Source organism: Aquimarina sp. BL5 (assembly GCF_003443675.1).
In the GTDB taxonomy this organism is placed as follows: domain Bacteria; phylum Bacteroidota; class Bacteroidia; order Flavobacteriales; family Flavobacteriaceae; genus Aquimarina.
This window is the reverse complement of record NZ_CP031963.1, coordinates 2,629,264-2,645,576: the sequence shown is the minus strand read 5'-3', so window position 1 is coordinate 2,645,576 and position 16,313 is coordinate 2,629,264. Positions and strand designations below refer to the sequence as shown.

Sequence of the window (16,313 nt, the reverse complement as noted above, 5' to 3'; positions counted from 1 at the left end):
TTCTATATATGGAAACAACTGTTGCTAACACAGGTACAGAAGGTAAAACTTGGGGTGGAGGTAATCAACCGCTCAAGGTGAGTTATGGTAAAATGATGATGTGGTTTTTTATCCTGTCTGATGCACTTACATTCTCTGGGTTTCTTGCCGCTTACGGTTTTTCGAGATTTAAGTTTATCGATTCATGGCCAATAGCGGATGAAGTCTTTAATCACTTTCCGTTTCTTCACGGGGTTGATGCACCAATGTATTACGTGGCATTGATGACGTTTATATTAATATTTTCTTCTGTAACCATGGTATTAGCTGTAGATGCAGGTCATCATATGAAACAAAAGAAAGTAATTCTTTATATGTTTCTTACCATTATTGGAGGAGCGATATTCGTAGGTTCACAGGCTTGGGAGTGGAAAAACTTCATCAAAGGAGAGTATGGTGCAATAGAAACTAAAGGAGGTCAAATATTACAGTTTGTAGATGCCGAAGGACATAGAGTGGCATTACACGATATTGCTATTGTAGATAGTAATAAGAAAAGACTGCAGCACGAAAGTAAAAAGGGAATTTGGTATGACTCAGAAGGTACACTTCCTACATATACTGTGGATGAGATCAAAGCTGGCTTCTCTAAAAGAAGTGATCTTTTGATAAGAACACAGGTGCTTACTGATAAAGGAGAAAAAACAATATTATCTAGAGAAGAATCTCTAAAAAGATTAAATACAGATGCTATTGGTGTAGTAGAAGGAGCTAATTTAGTTCATAACGAATACGGAACGCCATTATTTGCTAATTTCTTTTTCTTTATTACTGGGTTTCATGGATTTCACGTATTATCAGGTGTTGTAATAAATATTATCATATTTTTTAATGTAATATTAGGAACTTACGAGAGAAGAAAGAATTATGAAATGGTAGAAAAGGTCGGTTTATACTGGCACTTTGTCGATCTGGTTTGGGTATTTGTATTTACATTCTTCTACCTGGTATAATAATAAACAGAATTTATAGTAACATGGCACACGATACAATACATCACGAATCGAATACGTCTAGAATCTGGAAAGTATTCTTTATATTATCTCTTGTAACCATTATAGAAGTAATATTCGGAATCTGGAAACCTGATTTTATGATGTCTACCTTTATAAGTATGAAATTGCTTAACTGGTTTTTTATCATATTAACATTATATAAAGCTTATCTAATTACCTGGGCATTTATGCATATGGAAGGCGAAACAAAAGGTTTAAGAAGAGCAGTAGTATGGACAGCAATATTTCTAATCTGCTACTTAATGTTTATACTGCTAACAGAAGGTGATTATATATATGAAGTATTTAAAGCTGGACATAAAAGCTGGGACTTCTAATACTACTTTTTTGGATACGTTAAAAGCATAATAAAAGATAATAAAAGACGGTTGTTTTCAACCGTCTTTTTTATTTTTGCAAATGAAATAAACCACTTCGTGGGAAGCCCACAAGGCATTGGTTGGAGAGTAATTTTGATTTCGAGGAAAGCCTCACATTATTCAAATCTCTATTATCGAGTAAAGTCTACGATTTAATGAAAAAATTTTTAGTTCTCGGAGTACTGTTTATACTGCCGATAGTGATGTACTTATTTTTCGCTTCAGCAGTAGATAATTTTTCTAAACTTCCTGTATTAGAAGAGTCTATAGGTAATCTCGACAACTTCGAAAGCTTAACAGGAGAACAGATTACTTTAAAAGATAAAATCACAATATTAGGTTTTTTTGGAGAAGGTATTTACAATAAAAAAGGGAATGCTTTTAATCTGAATCAAAAGATTTATAAAAAAAACCATGAGTTCCGAGATTTTCAATTCGTAATGATTTTACCATATGGAAGTGAAAATGCCGCTAAAGAACTCTTAGAGGAATTGGATGATATAGCAGATGTGTCAGGATGGAAATTCCTTTTTGGAACTCCAGAGGGAATTCAGAGTTTTTTTAAAGGCCTAAGAACTCCTTATTCATTAGATCAAAGAAAAGCTACTAATTATGCGTTTATAATTGATAAAGATGCGAATCTAAGGGGCAGGGATGGTAATCTGAAAAAAAATGAAGAAAAGGTATATGGCTATGATACTAGTTCGGTAGCAGATCTTAATAACGTTATGGTAGATGATGTAAAGGTTATTTTGGCTGAATATCGTTTAGCACTGAAAAAATACAAAGCAGATCGTAAAGAAAAATAGAACATGAAGAAGTATTCATATGTAGGTATATCATTTGTTATATTGATTTTTGGAATCATTTTTATTCCTAAAATTGTAAATAGAGTTAAGGATACTTCTATTGTGAAAAACGATAGGATGAGTGCTGACAATCCCGTAGCTAATGAAAAACTATCCTATATAAAAATTAATGGAAAACCTAGAAAAGTTCCTGAATTTGCGTTTCTGAATCAAGATAGCTTATTAATCACGAATCATGATTATAAAGGCAAGGTGTATGTTGTTGACTTTTTCTTTACAAGTTGTCCTACTATTTGTCCTAGAATGACTCGTAATATGGTGTATTTGCAAAATGAGCTTAAGGATTATGAGAATTTTGGAATTGCTTCTTTTACAATTAATCCAAAACGTGACTCGCCACGAATACTTAAAAAATATACAGAAAATTATAAGATTACGGATCCTGATTGGAATTTATTAACTGGAGATCGAGAAGACTTATATGATCTGGCTAATGCCGGGTTTAATATTTATGCAGCAGAGAATCCTGAAGTTCCTGGTGGTTTTGAGCACAATGGATTTTTCGCTTTAATAGATCAGGAAGGGTATATTAGATCTCGCTATGATGCTTCTGGAAACCCAATTATATATTATAGAGGTACAATAGGAGTTGAAGAAAAAAAGGATGAAAACGGAGAAGAAGAGCAAGTCACAATCTTATTGGAGGATATCAAAAAATTGTTGAAAAAAGATGAGTAATAGTATATCAGAGGTCGAGAAGAAATATAATAAATGGATAATCATTTTATCAATAGTTATACCGGTAGCGGTAGCTGCTTTATTTGGTGTAAACCTTCGTAGATTAGGATTTGATGTAGAACCTTTAACATTTTTGCCTCCAATTTATGCAAGTATTAACGGATTGACTGCCGTTATTCTAATGATAGCATTTTGGGCAATTAAGAATAAGAAGGTCAAGTTGCATGAAAGGCTAATGAAGACGGCAATAGTGTGCTCCGTATTATTCTTGGTAATGTATGTCGCTTATCATATGACCAGTGATTCAACAAAGTTTGGAGGAGAAGGTGTTATTCGATATATATATTATTTTATATTATTTACACATATAGTATTATCGATTGTTGTGATTCCATTTGTTTTGATAACTTATGTAAGAGCATTAGCAAAAAATTTCGACAGACATCGAAAAATTGCCAGAATCACATTTCCTCTATGGTTATATGTAGCAATAACTGGTGTTGTTGTGTATTTAATGATAGCTCCATACTATAGTTAATGTTGCGTTTAATTTATTATTCTTGCCCTTCGGTTTCGGTCATAATAAAATAAAAGCTGAATCTAAAATGAAAACAAAAACCCTTTACATATCAATTTTATTTTTGCTCTTCGCAATTTCAGTAGATGCCCAATGTGCTATGTGTCGTGCTGTTTTAGAAAGTGAAGAAGGCCAGCAAACTGCAAAAGGGATTAATAATGGAATTGTATATTTAATGATTGTTCCATACGTTCTTATTGGTGTTATAGGGTATGTGATGTACAGAAATAAAAAGAAAGCTAAATAAGGTTAGGGTTGAGAAAAGACAGTTAATAGTGGTATGTTTTTTGTTTCTTACCTATTGCGATTTTAAAAATGGGTTTGCATATGATAAAAAAAATACTTTTAGTTATTGGGTTGTTAGTGTTTACGTTTGGCTTTGGTCAGATTCCTACTCTTGCTGTTCATAAAGACGATAAAAAAACCAATTTACCAATACATAAATTATTAATTCAGATAGATGTAGTAGGTAATATTTCTAGAACCACATTCGATATTACATTTTATAATCCTTATGAAAAAATTTTGGAAGGAGATTTTTCATTTCCTCTTAATGAAGGACAAGATGTTTGTAGGTATGCTTTAGATGTTAATGGGAATCTTCGGGAAGGCGTAGTTATTGAAAAGATAAAAGCCAGACAAGTGTATGAAGCAGTGGTTCGTAAGAGTATAGACCCTGGGATTTTGTCTAAAACTAAAGGTAATTTTTATAAAACCAGAATATATCCGATTCCAGAAAAGGGATATAAAAGAGTACTCTTTGCTGTAGAGCATATACTTCCAATAACTGGTAATGAGTTACATTATTTATTGCCTATGAGTATGACAGAGGAAGTGGGAACATTTTCTTTGGAAGTAAATGTGGTAAAGAGTGAGAAAAAACCAATATTGAGATCAGAAGACTATCCAGAATTTACTTTTGACATTGTTTCTGAAATTTATCAATTGAACTTCAATCGCGAAGAGTATCAGCCTACAAAAGAATTGGATTTTGGAGTTCCGTTTTTTAACAAGTCTGATCAGTTTGCTTACACAGAAATGTATAAAGGTCAAAATTATTTTTATACTAGTTTTAAGATTCCTGAATTTGAGACTAAACCTAAATTATCTCCCAAAAATATCGCAATCTATTGGGATTGCTCTTTTTCTGGAGAAAAACGAAACATTGAACTAGAATTTAGAGTTTTAAAGAAGTATCTAGAAAAGCTTAAAGGAGAGAAAGAAGTTCGTGTTCATACTTTTAATTATAGAGAAACTAGCGATAAGAGATTTAAAATTACAGATAATGCCTCTGTGTTAATTTCATATTTGCAAAATATTCCCTCTGATGGTGCTACGAGATTAGAGAACTTAAATTTTGCTAAAGATTATGACGAAATTTTACTCTTTTCGGATGGGATTTCTACTATAGGAAACGAGAATATGATATTACCAAAAACACCTATTTATGCGTTTAGCTCTTCTCCTGGATCAAATTATAGCACTTTAAAGTATATAGCTTCAAAAACTAATGGGAAATACTTGAAGCTCGACGAAAAATCTATAGATCAGATGTTAGGTAAATTGAACACTTCTAGTATCCAGCATATGTCTTTCGATTTTGACCCAGAAGAATTTACGGAGATCGTAGTTTCTCCAGATTCTTATGAAAGAAGTAGTTTTACAATGGCTGGGATCTCTTTACGACAGGATGCAGAGTTTACAGTTAATTTTGGAAACGAAAAAGGAACCATATGGAGTAAAAAGGTCAAGGTAAGTAGTAATAATACAGATCGAGCAATTATCCCAAGAGTTTGGGCTCGATTTAAGATTGCAGAGCTTTATATGCAATATCAAAAAAATAAGGAAGCAATAACTAATTTAGGAAAAGAGTATGGGATTGTCACTCGCAATACTGCTTTTATCGTGTTGGATCGCATAGAAGATTATGTAACGCACGAAATAGTTCCTCCCAAAGAATTACAAAAAGAGTATTATAGCTTACTGGAACAAAAAGAGAAAAAGAAAACAAAAGATGATCGTGACATACAAAAAAGGAATGTGAAGCAATTATCAATATTAAAAGATTGGTATGAAACGATTATAACACCTAAAAGAGATTTTGATAAAGCGATAAGAGCTGGAGCAGCTGCGAATAGTAATATGTCAGCAGCAGAACGAAGAAGGATGGCGGAATTGTCAGAAACACAAAGAACATTAGAAGGAGCAAATCAAAGAATGGCACCACCTACTCCTCCCGTGCTTGCTGATATAGTAGAAGATGATTTAGAAGTAGAAGAGGTGATAGTTGAAGATGTAGCAACTGAAGAGTCTATTAACGTAAATAAAAGGAGGAGATCTGGTAAAACTTCAGGACCAAAAATTAAACTACTCGCGTGGCAACCAGAAGCTCCGTACCTGGATAGTTTAAGAAACGTTTCTCCTGGTAAAACGATTTCATTATACCATCAGTTAAAAGAAGGATATAAGCATACTCCTTCTTTTTATATCGAAGTAGCAGATTTCTTCTTTAAGAATAAAAATAAAAAACAAGCAGTTGTAGTATTGTCTAATCTATTAGAGCTTGATCTGGAAAACGCAGAACTTCTTAAGGTAGTTGCCAGAAGGTTGCTGGATGAGAATGAAAATGAGTTAGCCATTGAAGTGTATAAGGAGATACTGGAACTTCGTCCGGAGGAACCTCAATCACATAGGGATTTAGCTCTTGCGTATGTTCAAAATAAAGAATATCAGAAAGCTCTAGATCTGTTCAATCATATCTTAAAAACAAAATGGGAACGATTTGAGTCCATCAAAGAAATTGTATTGAATGAGATAAATATGTTGATTTCTCAGCATAAGGTGAGTTTAGATATTTCTATGGTGAATAAAGAGCTTATCTATGAAATGCCTATAGACGTGCGCATTGTAGTAGATTGGAGTAGTAATGATAATGATATAGATCTATGGGTGATGGATCCTAAAGGTGAAAAGTGTTACTATCAGAATAAACGAACTGAAATAGGAGGTAAGATAAGCACTGACATTACTGCAGGATACGGCCCAGAAGAGTTTACACTAAAGAAAGCACCAAGAGGATTTTATACTATATATGTAAATTATTTTAGTGAATCTCGTCAAAGTATCATAGGTCCTGTTACTGTATATGCAACGATGTATACCAATTATGGTAGAAAGAATCAGATAGCCAAACGAATTGCTATCCAGTTAGAAGATGGAAAAAAGACATTGCAAATCGGACAACTAGAGTTTTAGCGCAGCTTAATCTTTAACATTTTCATAACATAATAAAGTGTAACGAAATTAGAGTATGAGAAGTCTTATGATATAAGACGACACTAACCAATCTATATTCTTTCTAGAAAGGGAAACTAGAAAATTGATCTACTTAATTTATTGTTATTTATAGTCAGTGAGTCTTAGTTAAAGGAAAACAGGTGTAATGTTATACCTGATAAATCTTAATCTTGTATTATGATTGAAATTAAAGACTTACATAAATCTTACCAAATGGGGAGCAATTCCCTTCATGTTCTTAAAGGAATTAATTTTAGTGTTAAAGAAGGAGAGCTAGTTGCTATTATGGGATCTTCGGGTTCTGGTAAATCTACATTACTGAATATTTTAGGAATGTTAGATGAGGCAGATACCGGAAGTTATTTTCTTGATCAAGTTCCTATTAAAGGACTAAATGAAACAAAAGCGGCACAGTATCGCAATAAGTTCTTAGGCTTCGTTTTTCAATCTTTTAACCTAATTAATTACAAATCTGCCTTAGAAAATGTAGCATTACCCTTGTATTATCAAAGGAAGAAAAGAAAAGAAAGAACTGAAAAAGCCCTGGAATATTTAGGTAAAGTTGGCTTAGCAGAATGGGCAACCCATTTACCTAGTGAACTTTCTGGAGGACAAAAGCAAAGAGTAGCAATCGCACGTGCATTAGCAGCTGATCCAAAGGTGTTATTAGCAGATGAACCAACAGGAGCTTTGGATAGCAAAACTTCTTACGAAGTAATGGATATAATTCAAGGTATTAATGATGATGGAAAAACAATATTAGTCGTAACTCATGAAGAAGATATTGCTAATATGTGTAAACGTATCGTACATCTAAAAGATGGTGTTATTGTAGAAGATAAGGCAGTAGAACAAGTAAGAGCATCGCAATATGTTTGATAGAGATAGGTGGCAGGAAATTTTTGAGGCAATAGGTAAAAATAAGTTACGAACTTTTCTATCTGGGTTTACTGTTGCATTAGGGATATTAATTTTCACCATTTTATTAGGGTTAGGTAATGGTCTACTCAATAGTTTTCTTAGCAGTTTTGTAGATGATGCTCAGAATGTAATTTTTATTAGAGGAGGAAGAACTTCTAAAGCCTTTAAAGGTTTCCAGGAAAATAGAAAAATTCAGTTTGAAAATGAAGATTTCGAATTTGTAAACTCTAATTATATTGGTAAAGTGGAATATGCTACGCCAAGAATTTATCGTAACGGATTAGCTAAATATAAAAAAGAATCGGGGAGTTATAGCATAAGAGCGGTTCATCCTGATCATCAGTATCTCGAAAAAACGATCATGATGAAAGGGCGATATCTTAATGAAGCAGATATCGTAGAAAGGACTAAAAATATCGTTATTGGAAGACTTATAGAAAAAGATCTTTTTAAAAATGAAAATGCCCTTGGAAAAACTCTTGAAGTAGATGGTATAGCTTATAAAATTGTTGGAGTATTTCAGGATAGTGGTGGCGATAATGAAGAACGAATACTTTATATGCCGTATAAAACAGTTCAGTTACTTTTCGGGAATAATGAAGATTTAGATCAGATCAATATCTCCTATAATATGGCGATGGATACGGAGCAAGCTATTGCTTTTTCTAAGCAAATTGAAGAAGACTTTAAGAAAAAATTCAATGTATCACCCGATGATCAAAGTGCTATAAGAGTTCGAAGTTTTGCAGAAGATATTAAAGAAACTATGGTGATTTTAGGCGGTATCTATGCGCTTATATTTGTTGTGGGAATAGGAACATTAATTTCAGGAGTGATTGGTATTGGAAATATTATGACCTTCAGTATAAAGGAAAGAACGAAAGAATTGGGTATTAGAAAAGCTTTAGGTGCTTCTCCTAGATCTATAATAGCAATGGTGCTTCAAGAGTCAGTTTTAATTACGGCTGTAGCTGGATATTTAGGTTTGATTTTAGGGATGCTAATTTTGAAACTAATAGGTAATAATTTAGAAGATTTTTTTATTCTTAACCCAAAAGTGGATACAGGTGTTATCGTGGTAGCAACAATTACGTTAATACTTTCAGGACTGTTAGCTGGATATATTCCCGCGAGAAGAGCTGCAAAAATCAAACCGATCATTGCGCTTAGAGACGAATAAATAAAATAATTTTGACATGAAATTTATATTCGAAAGAGATACCTGGCAAGAAATTTATGGAGCAATCCGGAAGAATAAAATCAGAACGATCATCACTGTTATAGGTGTAACGTGGGGAGTGTTTTTGTTTGTAGTTCTTTTAGGAATGGCAAAAGGTCTGGATAATAGTTTCAGAAGTCAGTTTAATGATTTTGCGACGAACACTATGTTTCTTTGGGGGCAACAAACCAGTATGCCTAATAATGGCTTTAAAAGAGGGAGAGGCATGCAGCTTACTTTAGATGACGTAGAAGCTTTAGAGTCACAAGTAAACGACATAGAATATATTGCACCACGTAATGTTACAGGGCAATGGGGGACACCTCCTGGTCAATTTGTTAGAGGGTCAAAGTCTGGAGCATTTAAGGTATTCGGAGATTACCCAACTATAGATAAGGTGTCAAAGAAAAAAATATTTGATGGCGGTAGGTTTATCAATGAAGAAGATATTAAATATGAACGTAAAGTTTGTGTGATTGGAGAGGATATCTATAAGCAGTTTTATGATAAAGAAGAAGAAGCTATTGGTGATTTTGTGAAAATTAACGGTATATATTTTAAGGTAATTGGTGTTTATAAACCTACCCAACAAGGATTTGAAGGGGATGACTCTATTTTTCTTCCTTTCACTACATTCCAAAGTATTTTTAATCAAGGAAGAAATATTTCTTGGATGGTAATAACCGCTAAACCTGATAAGAATATAGTGAATACAGAAGCCAAAATAAAAACTGCACTTAAGCGAATGCATGACGTGCACCCGGATGATGATCAGGCATTTGGGAGTTTTAATTTAGGAGAAGAAGTAGCAAAAGTAAATGGATTTTTGTCTGGAATGCGATTGATAACCTACATTGTTGGTATAGCTACACTTATAGCAGGTGTGATTGCTATTGGTAACGTTTTATTAATAACTGTTAAAGAGCGCACACGAGAGATTGGAGTAAGAAGAGCATTGGGAGCAACTCCAGCAGAAATACGAGGGCAAATAATGTTAGAGTCCATTATGTTAACTTTTATAGCAGGTCTTATAGGTTTTGTTTTTGGAACTATTGTCCTTTGGGGAGTAAATAGTGCTATTGGTAATAGTGATGATGTCCCCATATTAAATCCTACGGTAGATTTCTTTGCTGTGGTCGGGGCATTACTGTCTATAGTTCTTTTAGGAACAATAATCGGTCTAATTCCTGCGCAAAAAGCAGTAAGTATAAAACCAATTGAAGCATTAAGAGAAGAATAAAATAACAATCAAAATAACCTAATCGATCAAAATGAAGAAGTTTTTTAAAATTTTATTAGTTGTAGTTTTTATAGCCTTACTAGGTTTTTCTGGTAAGTATCTTATAGATTCCAATAGTAAATCGCCTATAGTATTTACTACAGAAAAAGCTTTTAAAACCTCAATAGAAGAGAAAACTGTGGCTACAGGAAAAGTGATTCCGGAAGATGAGGTAGAAATCAAACCTCAAATATCAGGAATCATCGAAAAAATATTTGTGGAAGAAGGAGAGCCTATAAAAACAGGTGATTTAATTGCTAAAGTAAAAGTTGTGCCTAATGAACAATCATTAAATAGCGCTAGAGGACGAGTTAAAAATGCACAGATTGTATTGAATAATTCTAAAACGGAATATGATAGAAATAAAGCCCTTTTCGAAAAAGGAGTAATTTCTAGTCAGGATTTTAATGCAATCGAGCTTAATTACAATAGAGCTAAGCAGGATGTTTCTAATGCGCAAAGTGATCTTCAGATTATAAGGTTAGGATCCGCAGGAGGATCTTCTTCGGCAAATACAAATATTAGAGCTACGGTGTCAGGAACGATTCTAGAAATACCCGTAAAAGAAGGTGATCAGGTAATAGAAAGTAATAATTTTAATGCAGGAACTTCTATCGCTACTATTGCAGATCTAAACAAAATGATTTTTGAAGGTAAAGTGGATGAAGCAGAAGTAAGCAAGTTAAAAATTGATATGCCTCTAAAAGTAAGCCTTGGTGCAATTAGGGATAAAGAATTTGATGCAAAACTTAAATTCATTGCGCCTAAGGGTAACGAAGAACAAGGTGCAGTTCAATTTAAGATTGAAGGAGAAGTGTTTTTAGATGACGAGTATTTTGTAAGAGCAGGTTATAGTGCTAACGCTTCTATTGTATTAGACGTTAAAGAAGATATTTTAGCAATTAAAGAAGCATTATTACAATTTGATAGAAAAACAGAAGAGCCATATGTAGAGATCAAAACAGGAGATCAGGAATTTGAAAGAAGAGAAATAGAGATAGGTCTATCTGATGGGATTAATGTAGAAATAGTATCGGGCTTAACAGAAGATGATGAGATTAAAGTTTGGAATAAAACTGAGCCAATTAAAATAGAACCAGAAGGAAGTGAAAACTAAAAAAGCACTGAAAATTATAATACTTATTTTTGATTTCAGTATAGGTATTTTATAAAAAGGGATTTTTTTCATAAATAAGTGTAACAACAACGATCAATAGTATACAAATAGGTGTTGTGAAATGAACTATAAAGCATTTTATTGTTTTTTGGTTAGTTTCCATCTGACCTCTTAAAATAAAGAAAAACGGATGAAAGTTAAAATTTCGATTATTTGCTGTGTCCTCTTTGGGATACTAAGTACCCAGGCACAAGATAAAAAGTGGACATTAAGGGAGTGTGTAGAATATGCTTTGGAGAATAACATAACGATTAAACAATCTGCTCTTAATTTAGAAGCTGCAGAGATTGATAAAAGTGATGCGATTGGAGCATTATTGCCAAGTTTTAATGCAAATGCAGGAAATACTTGGAGTTCTGGGTTGAGCCCAGATCCAATTACAGGAACAAATAGAACCGCAACATTTAGAAACTCTAGCTATGGTGTTGGTGTAGGTATAACCTTGTTTGATGGATTAAGAAATTTAAAGCAATTACAAAGAGCTAAGATTAATCGATTATTGAACCAGTATAATTTGGGCAAGTCCAAAGATGACATTGCACTTTTTATCGCGAATAGTTATTTACAAGTTTTGCTAAACAAAGAATCATTAAAAGTAATAGAAAAGCAACACGATATTACTTTGGAGCAGCTAAAAAGAACTAAGGATCTTGTGGATGCTGGTGTATTACCACAAGGAGATCTTTTGGAAATAGAAGCTACTTCTGCTGATGAATTAACACGTATCGTTCAGGCCGAAAATGCAGTTTTAATTGCACGAGTTGGATTGGCACAAACACTGTTAATTAAAGATTATGAAAAGTTTGACATCGCAGAACAAGAGTATTTAGTTCCAGAAAGTTCTATATTAAATAAATCTATAGAGGAAATCAGATCTAGTGCTAGAGAAGCTCGATATGAAGTTCAAATTGCAGAACAAAATAAGTTAATTGCAGAAAAGGATTTGGAAATTGCTAAAGGAGCTTATTATCCTACACTTAGTGGATCATTTAATTATGGAACAAGAGAAGTAGGAACGAATACATTTGATGTTATAGGAATTGACCCGGTTACTCCTTTCGATCCAATTGGAACAGTAGAAGGTACAGGAGATACCGTTTTTTCTCTTATACCAAATCCTGTGTTGCAAGAGGCAGGACCAACTCCTTTTATAGAGCAATTGTATACCAATGATGGAATATCTTATGGTTTATCACTAAATGTTCCTATCTTCAATGGCTTTTCTACAAGAAACGCTGTTAAAAGAAATAAAATCAACGTAAAACGTACAGCTTTTCAATTAGAGCAAGCGGAGTTAGACTTAGATAGTAATGTATATCAAGCATATGTAGATGCTAAAGGATCTGCAGAAGCTTATGAAGCATCTTTAGTAGCGGTAAAAGCTCAAGAAAGAGCATATGAATATGCTAAAGATCGATATGACGTAGGAAGAACGAATGCATTTGATTTTAGTCAATCTAAATTTAGATTAGAAAATGCGCAGAGTAATGAAGTACAAGCTAAATTTGATTATATTTTTAAAATTAAAGTGTTAGAACTTTTTTTCGGAATTAAACTAGCAGATATAAAACTATAAATAAATATCAGTGTGTTTGGGCTGTTAACCAAAAGGTTGTAATTTCATCCAATCAAATTAACTTTTTAATGTAAGTCATGAGTAGAAAAACTTTACTAATCATTTTAATCATTGTTGTAATTTTAGTTATTGGACTAGTTTTTGGTAAAAAAGCTGGATGGTTAGGTAAAGATGGAAACCTAAAAGAAGTAGAGATATCTAAAATTGAAAAACTAGATATTATAGAAACTGTTTCTGCTACAGGGAAGATTCAGCCTGAGGTTGAGGTTAAGCTTTCTTCTGAAGTTTCTGGAGAGATAATTGACTTACCTATTAAAGAAGGGCAACAAGTAAAGAAGGGTGATCTTTTAGTTAGAATCAACCCAGATATTATTCAGTCTGGATTAAATAGATCTCAAGCTGCGTTAGAAAATGTAAGAGCAGGATTAAGACAAGCAGAAGCAAGTTTAAAGGAAGCAAAATTAAGCTATGATCGTAATAAGGAGTTATTTGATAAAGGAGTGATTTCTAAAGCAGAATGGGATGGATCGGTTTCAGGGTATGAGGTGGCAGAAGCTGCGAAGCAATCTGCATTCTATAGTGTAAAAAGTGCTCAAGCTACTGTAAATGAAGCAAAAGATAACCTTAATAGAACAACAATCTATGCCCCAATGAACGGAACAATTTCTAAATTGTCCGTAGAGTTGGGAGAGCGAGTAGTGGGTACGCAGCAGATGGCAGGTACCGAAATCGTAAGAGTGGCTAACTTAAGCAATATGGAGGTTGAGGTAGATGTAAATGAGAACGATATTGTCAAGATTTCTTTGGGAGATTCTACAATTGTCGAGGTCGATGCTTATCTCAAAAAACAATTTAAAGGCTTAGTTACCGAAATAGCTAACTCTGCAGAAAGTACACTAAGTGCGGATCAGGTAACTAATTTTAAGGTAAAAGTTCGCATCCTGGAAGAATCATATCAAGATTTAGTAAAAGATAAACCAGAGAGCTATTCACCTTTTAGACCAGGTATGACTGCTACCGTTGATGTCATTACAAATAAAAGAGAAAGCATTATTGGAGTTCCAATTAGTGCTATTGTGATTAAGAGCGATACTTCTAGTAAAGTTAAAAGATCTTATACAAAGGAAAAACTGAAAGAGTCAGACGAAAAGTTTGAGTGTGTTTTTGTGAAAGATGGTGGAGCTGCTAAATTAAGAGTTATTAAAACGGGTATTCAGGACGATAGTAATATCGAAATTACTGAAGGTTTAAAAGAAGGAGAAGAAGTTATTACAGGGCCGTATAATGTAGTTACCAAAACATTAAAGACAGGCGATAAGGTTACTTCAAAAAAGGAAAAAAAGACTGAAGAGTAATTAGGATAATTAAGGGTATCTTTGCGTAAATTTTTTTAAGATGGCCTATATTCTTTGTATAGAAACTTCTACAACTAATTGTTCCGTAGCCTTAGTTAACGATAAGGAGGTAGTTGTGTCTAAAGAGGATTATGATACTAAATATTCTCACGCTGAGCGTTTACATCAATTTATTAATATTGTAGTTAATGAAGCCGGAATAGCTTTTAGAGATCTCGATGCCATATCCGTAAGTAAAGGACCTGGTTCTTATACAGGTTTGAGAATTGGTGTTTCTACAGCAAAGGGATTATGTTACGGTTTAAATATTCCGTTAATTTCTGTGGATACATTACATTCGTTAGCCTTACAGGTAAAAGCTAAAGAAGGTTTTGTGGTTCCTATGATTGATGCTAGGAGAATGGAAGTGTATTCTGCAATTTTCTCTAATACCTATAAACAACTAAGATCTACAGAGGCGGAAGTATTAACAGAGGCTTCTTATGAAACCTATTTACAAAAAAATAAAGTATATTTTATTGGGAATGGAGTTGCTAAATTTGCTGAAATTAACAAACATAAAAATGCAGAATTTATTTCAGACAAATTGCCATCTGCAATAGAGATGGCTACTGTAAGTTACACAAAGTTTTTAGAAAAAGATTTTGAAAATGTTAGTTACTTCGAACCCTATTACTTAAAAGACTTCGTGACGGGTTAGATCGATATTTTTTAAAGCATTGTATTTTGCTACTAACTTTATTAAATCTTCCTTTTTTCTTGACTTTTCTTTTTTGATATACTTTTTTAGCTCATCTTTCTAGTCAGAAAATAAAGCTAATAAATCACTTTTTTTAGTAGGCAAATCAATTATGATCCCATTCTCTTCAAAATAATAAGTTTCTGAGTTGCGCGGAGCCAGTATCTGTATCCATAGATTTTGGTTCTGCAATTATGAGATCGTACTTTTTTGTATATTCAATATTGTTTATTAAGATCTGCAAGAACATAGTATTTGTGTTTGTGTTCATAAAAAAACCATTCGCTGTGGTCGAATGGCTTTTATATATATCCGTTATGTTATATTAAAAGATTTAATTTCTCCTAGATCTAGTGCTAAGTAAACTTCTCGATGGACCACCATCGGTACTTTTTAATGCATTATATCTGGATACAAGTCGTATAAGATCTTCTTCTTTACGGACTTTTATTTTTTCCTTTTTCATATAAACCTTTAACTCTTCTTCTTTATCACTAAGAGCAGCTAAAATTTTCTTTTTATTCATTGGTAATTCCATGATAACACCACGTTCTTCAAGAAAATATGCCGTTTGTATTTGTACCTTACCTGGTGTTGAAGTTCCACTTGCCGAACCTTTTTTATTAGGTTCTGTTATTTTGACAGAATATTTCTTATATATTCTGTAGCGCTCAGTTAGTTCCACTAAAACATAGTAACCAGGTCGCTTTAGACCTCGTTGTGTTTTAAAATTACAATAGTAATAATAATCACCATCTATTCTGGCGTGTGAGGTAGGACTTTTTACAAGTTCAAATAATTTAGAACCCTTTTTATACTGTAACGCATCTGAATAAGCATTATACCTTAGTTTAGTATCAAAGGTACCTGATTTTTCATCTATAACACTTGCATCTTTATATCTAAGATGTTTAAAGATAGAACCATCATATTCATCAAATGTACTTATTCTCTCGGCCGGTTTTACTAAAGATTGCGGAAGTTGCGCAAATAAAACGGGCGACATTACTAAAAACAAAAATTGTAGTATTTTTCTCACGGTGTATTGATTTAGGTGAATTAAATGTAATAAAACGTGAGATTAAATGCAAAAATACAAGTTTTAATACAATATTTTTATCGATTTATCAAAGGATTACCTTTTTTGACAAGGTATTTACGGAAAATATTATGTTTCATTGAAAATATAACACCAGTTTTTTATGGTAAAAC

15 protein-coding genes are annotated in these 16,313 nt (G+C 33.1%); 14 read left to right on the top strand and 1 reads right to left on the bottom strand.

Translation table 11 applies throughout. The features are described from left to right. Positions 1-8 precede the first annotated feature (8 nt). From D1818_RS11430 to tsaB, 14 genes are all read left to right on the top strand, one after another. A complete protein-coding gene (locus D1818_RS11430) occupies positions 9-992 on the top strand; it encodes a cytochrome c oxidase subunit 3 (RefSeq protein WP_118459086.1) in 984 nt (327 codons plus the stop codon). 23 nt (positions 993-1,015) lie between these two features. Beyond that, positions 1,016-1,372: a cytochrome C oxidase subunit IV family protein gene (locus tag D1818_RS11425; protein ID WP_118459084.1), complete on the top strand. Its 357-nt coding sequence runs from the start codon at positions 1,016-1,018 to the stop codon at positions 1,370-1,372. A 197-nt stretch (positions 1,373-1,569) separates the two neighbouring features. Beyond that, positions 1,570-2,223 carry a hypothetical protein gene (locus D1818_RS11420; RefSeq protein ID WP_118459082.1) on the top strand — a complete coding sequence of 218 codons (654 nt, stop codon included), beginning with the start codon at positions 1,570-1,572 and terminating at the stop codon, positions 2,221-2,223. A gap of 3 nt (positions 2,224-2,226) precedes the next feature. Next, positions 2,227-2,961: an SCO family protein gene (locus tag D1818_RS11415; protein WP_118459079.1), complete on the top strand. Its 735-nt coding sequence runs from the start codon at positions 2,227-2,229 to the stop codon at positions 2,959-2,961. After that, a complete protein-coding gene (locus tag D1818_RS11410; protein WP_118459077.1) occupies positions 2,954-3,499 on the top strand; it encodes a DUF420 domain-containing protein in 546 nt (181 codons plus the stop codon). Before D1818_RS11415 ends, D1818_RS11410 begins: the two co-directional genes overlap by 8 nt. 103 nt (positions 3,500-3,602) lie before the next feature. Further along, positions 3,603-3,785, top strand: a complete 183-nt coding sequence (locus tag D1818_RS11405) for a hypothetical protein (RefSeq protein WP_370449363.1) — start codon at positions 3,603-3,605, stop codon at positions 3,783-3,785. Positions 3,786-3,865: 80 nt separating this feature from the next. After that, positions 3,866-6,793: a VIT domain-containing protein gene (locus tag D1818_RS11400; protein WP_158596875.1), complete on the top strand. Its 2,928-nt coding sequence runs from the start codon at positions 3,866-3,868 to the stop codon at positions 6,791-6,793. 219 nt (positions 6,794-7,012) lie between these two features. Next, positions 7,013-7,714, top strand: coding sequence for an ABC transporter ATP-binding protein (locus D1818_RS11395; protein ID WP_118459073.1), 702 nt, complete (start codon positions 7,013-7,015; stop codon positions 7,712-7,714). Further along, the gene (locus D1818_RS11390; RefSeq protein WP_118459071.1) at positions 7,707-8,936 is read left to right on the top strand and encodes an ABC transporter permease; all 1,230 of its coding nucleotides are present in this window, start codon (positions 7,707-7,709) and stop codon (positions 8,934-8,936) included. The genes D1818_RS11395 and D1818_RS11390 overlap by 8 nt, the downstream gene beginning before the upstream one ends. Positions 8,937-8,952: 16 nt before the next feature. Next, positions 8,953-10,215 carry an ABC transporter permease gene (locus tag D1818_RS11385; protein ID WP_118459069.1) on the top strand — a complete coding sequence of 421 codons (1,263 nt, stop codon included), beginning with the start codon at positions 8,953-8,955 and terminating at the stop codon, positions 10,213-10,215. A 31-nt stretch (positions 10,216-10,246) separates the two neighbouring features. Beyond that, the gene (locus D1818_RS11380; protein WP_118459067.1) at positions 10,247-11,371 is read left to right on the top strand and encodes an efflux RND transporter periplasmic adaptor subunit; all 1,125 of its coding nucleotides are present in this window, start codon (positions 10,247-10,249) and stop codon (positions 11,369-11,371) included. Positions 11,372-11,561: 190 nt separating this feature from the next. After that, positions 11,562-13,007 carry a TolC family protein gene (locus D1818_RS11375; RefSeq protein ID WP_118459065.1) on the top strand — a complete coding sequence of 482 codons (1,446 nt, stop codon included), beginning with the start codon at positions 11,562-11,564 and terminating at the stop codon, positions 13,005-13,007. Positions 13,008-13,084: 77 nt separating this feature from the next. Beyond that, a complete protein-coding gene (locus D1818_RS11370; protein WP_118459063.1) occupies positions 13,085-14,362 on the top strand; it encodes an efflux RND transporter periplasmic adaptor subunit in 1,278 nt (425 codons plus the stop codon). 40 nt (positions 14,363-14,402) lie between these two features. Then, positions 14,403-15,062, top strand: a complete 660-nt coding sequence (gene tsaB / locus D1818_RS11365) for a tRNA (adenosine(37)-N6)-threonylcarbamoyltransferase complex dimerization subunit type 1 TsaB (RefSeq protein ID WP_118459061.1) — start codon at positions 14,403-14,405, stop codon at positions 15,060-15,062. Between the two features lie 373 nt (positions 15,063-15,435). Here the strand turns inward: tsaB and D1818_RS11360 are convergent, their stop codons facing one another. After that, complete coding sequence (locus tag D1818_RS11360) at positions 15,436-16,140, bottom strand: hypothetical protein (protein ID WP_147406095.1); 705 nt, start codon at positions 16,138-16,140, stop codon at positions 15,436-15,438. Between the last annotated feature and the right edge of the window lie 173 nt (positions 16,141-16,313).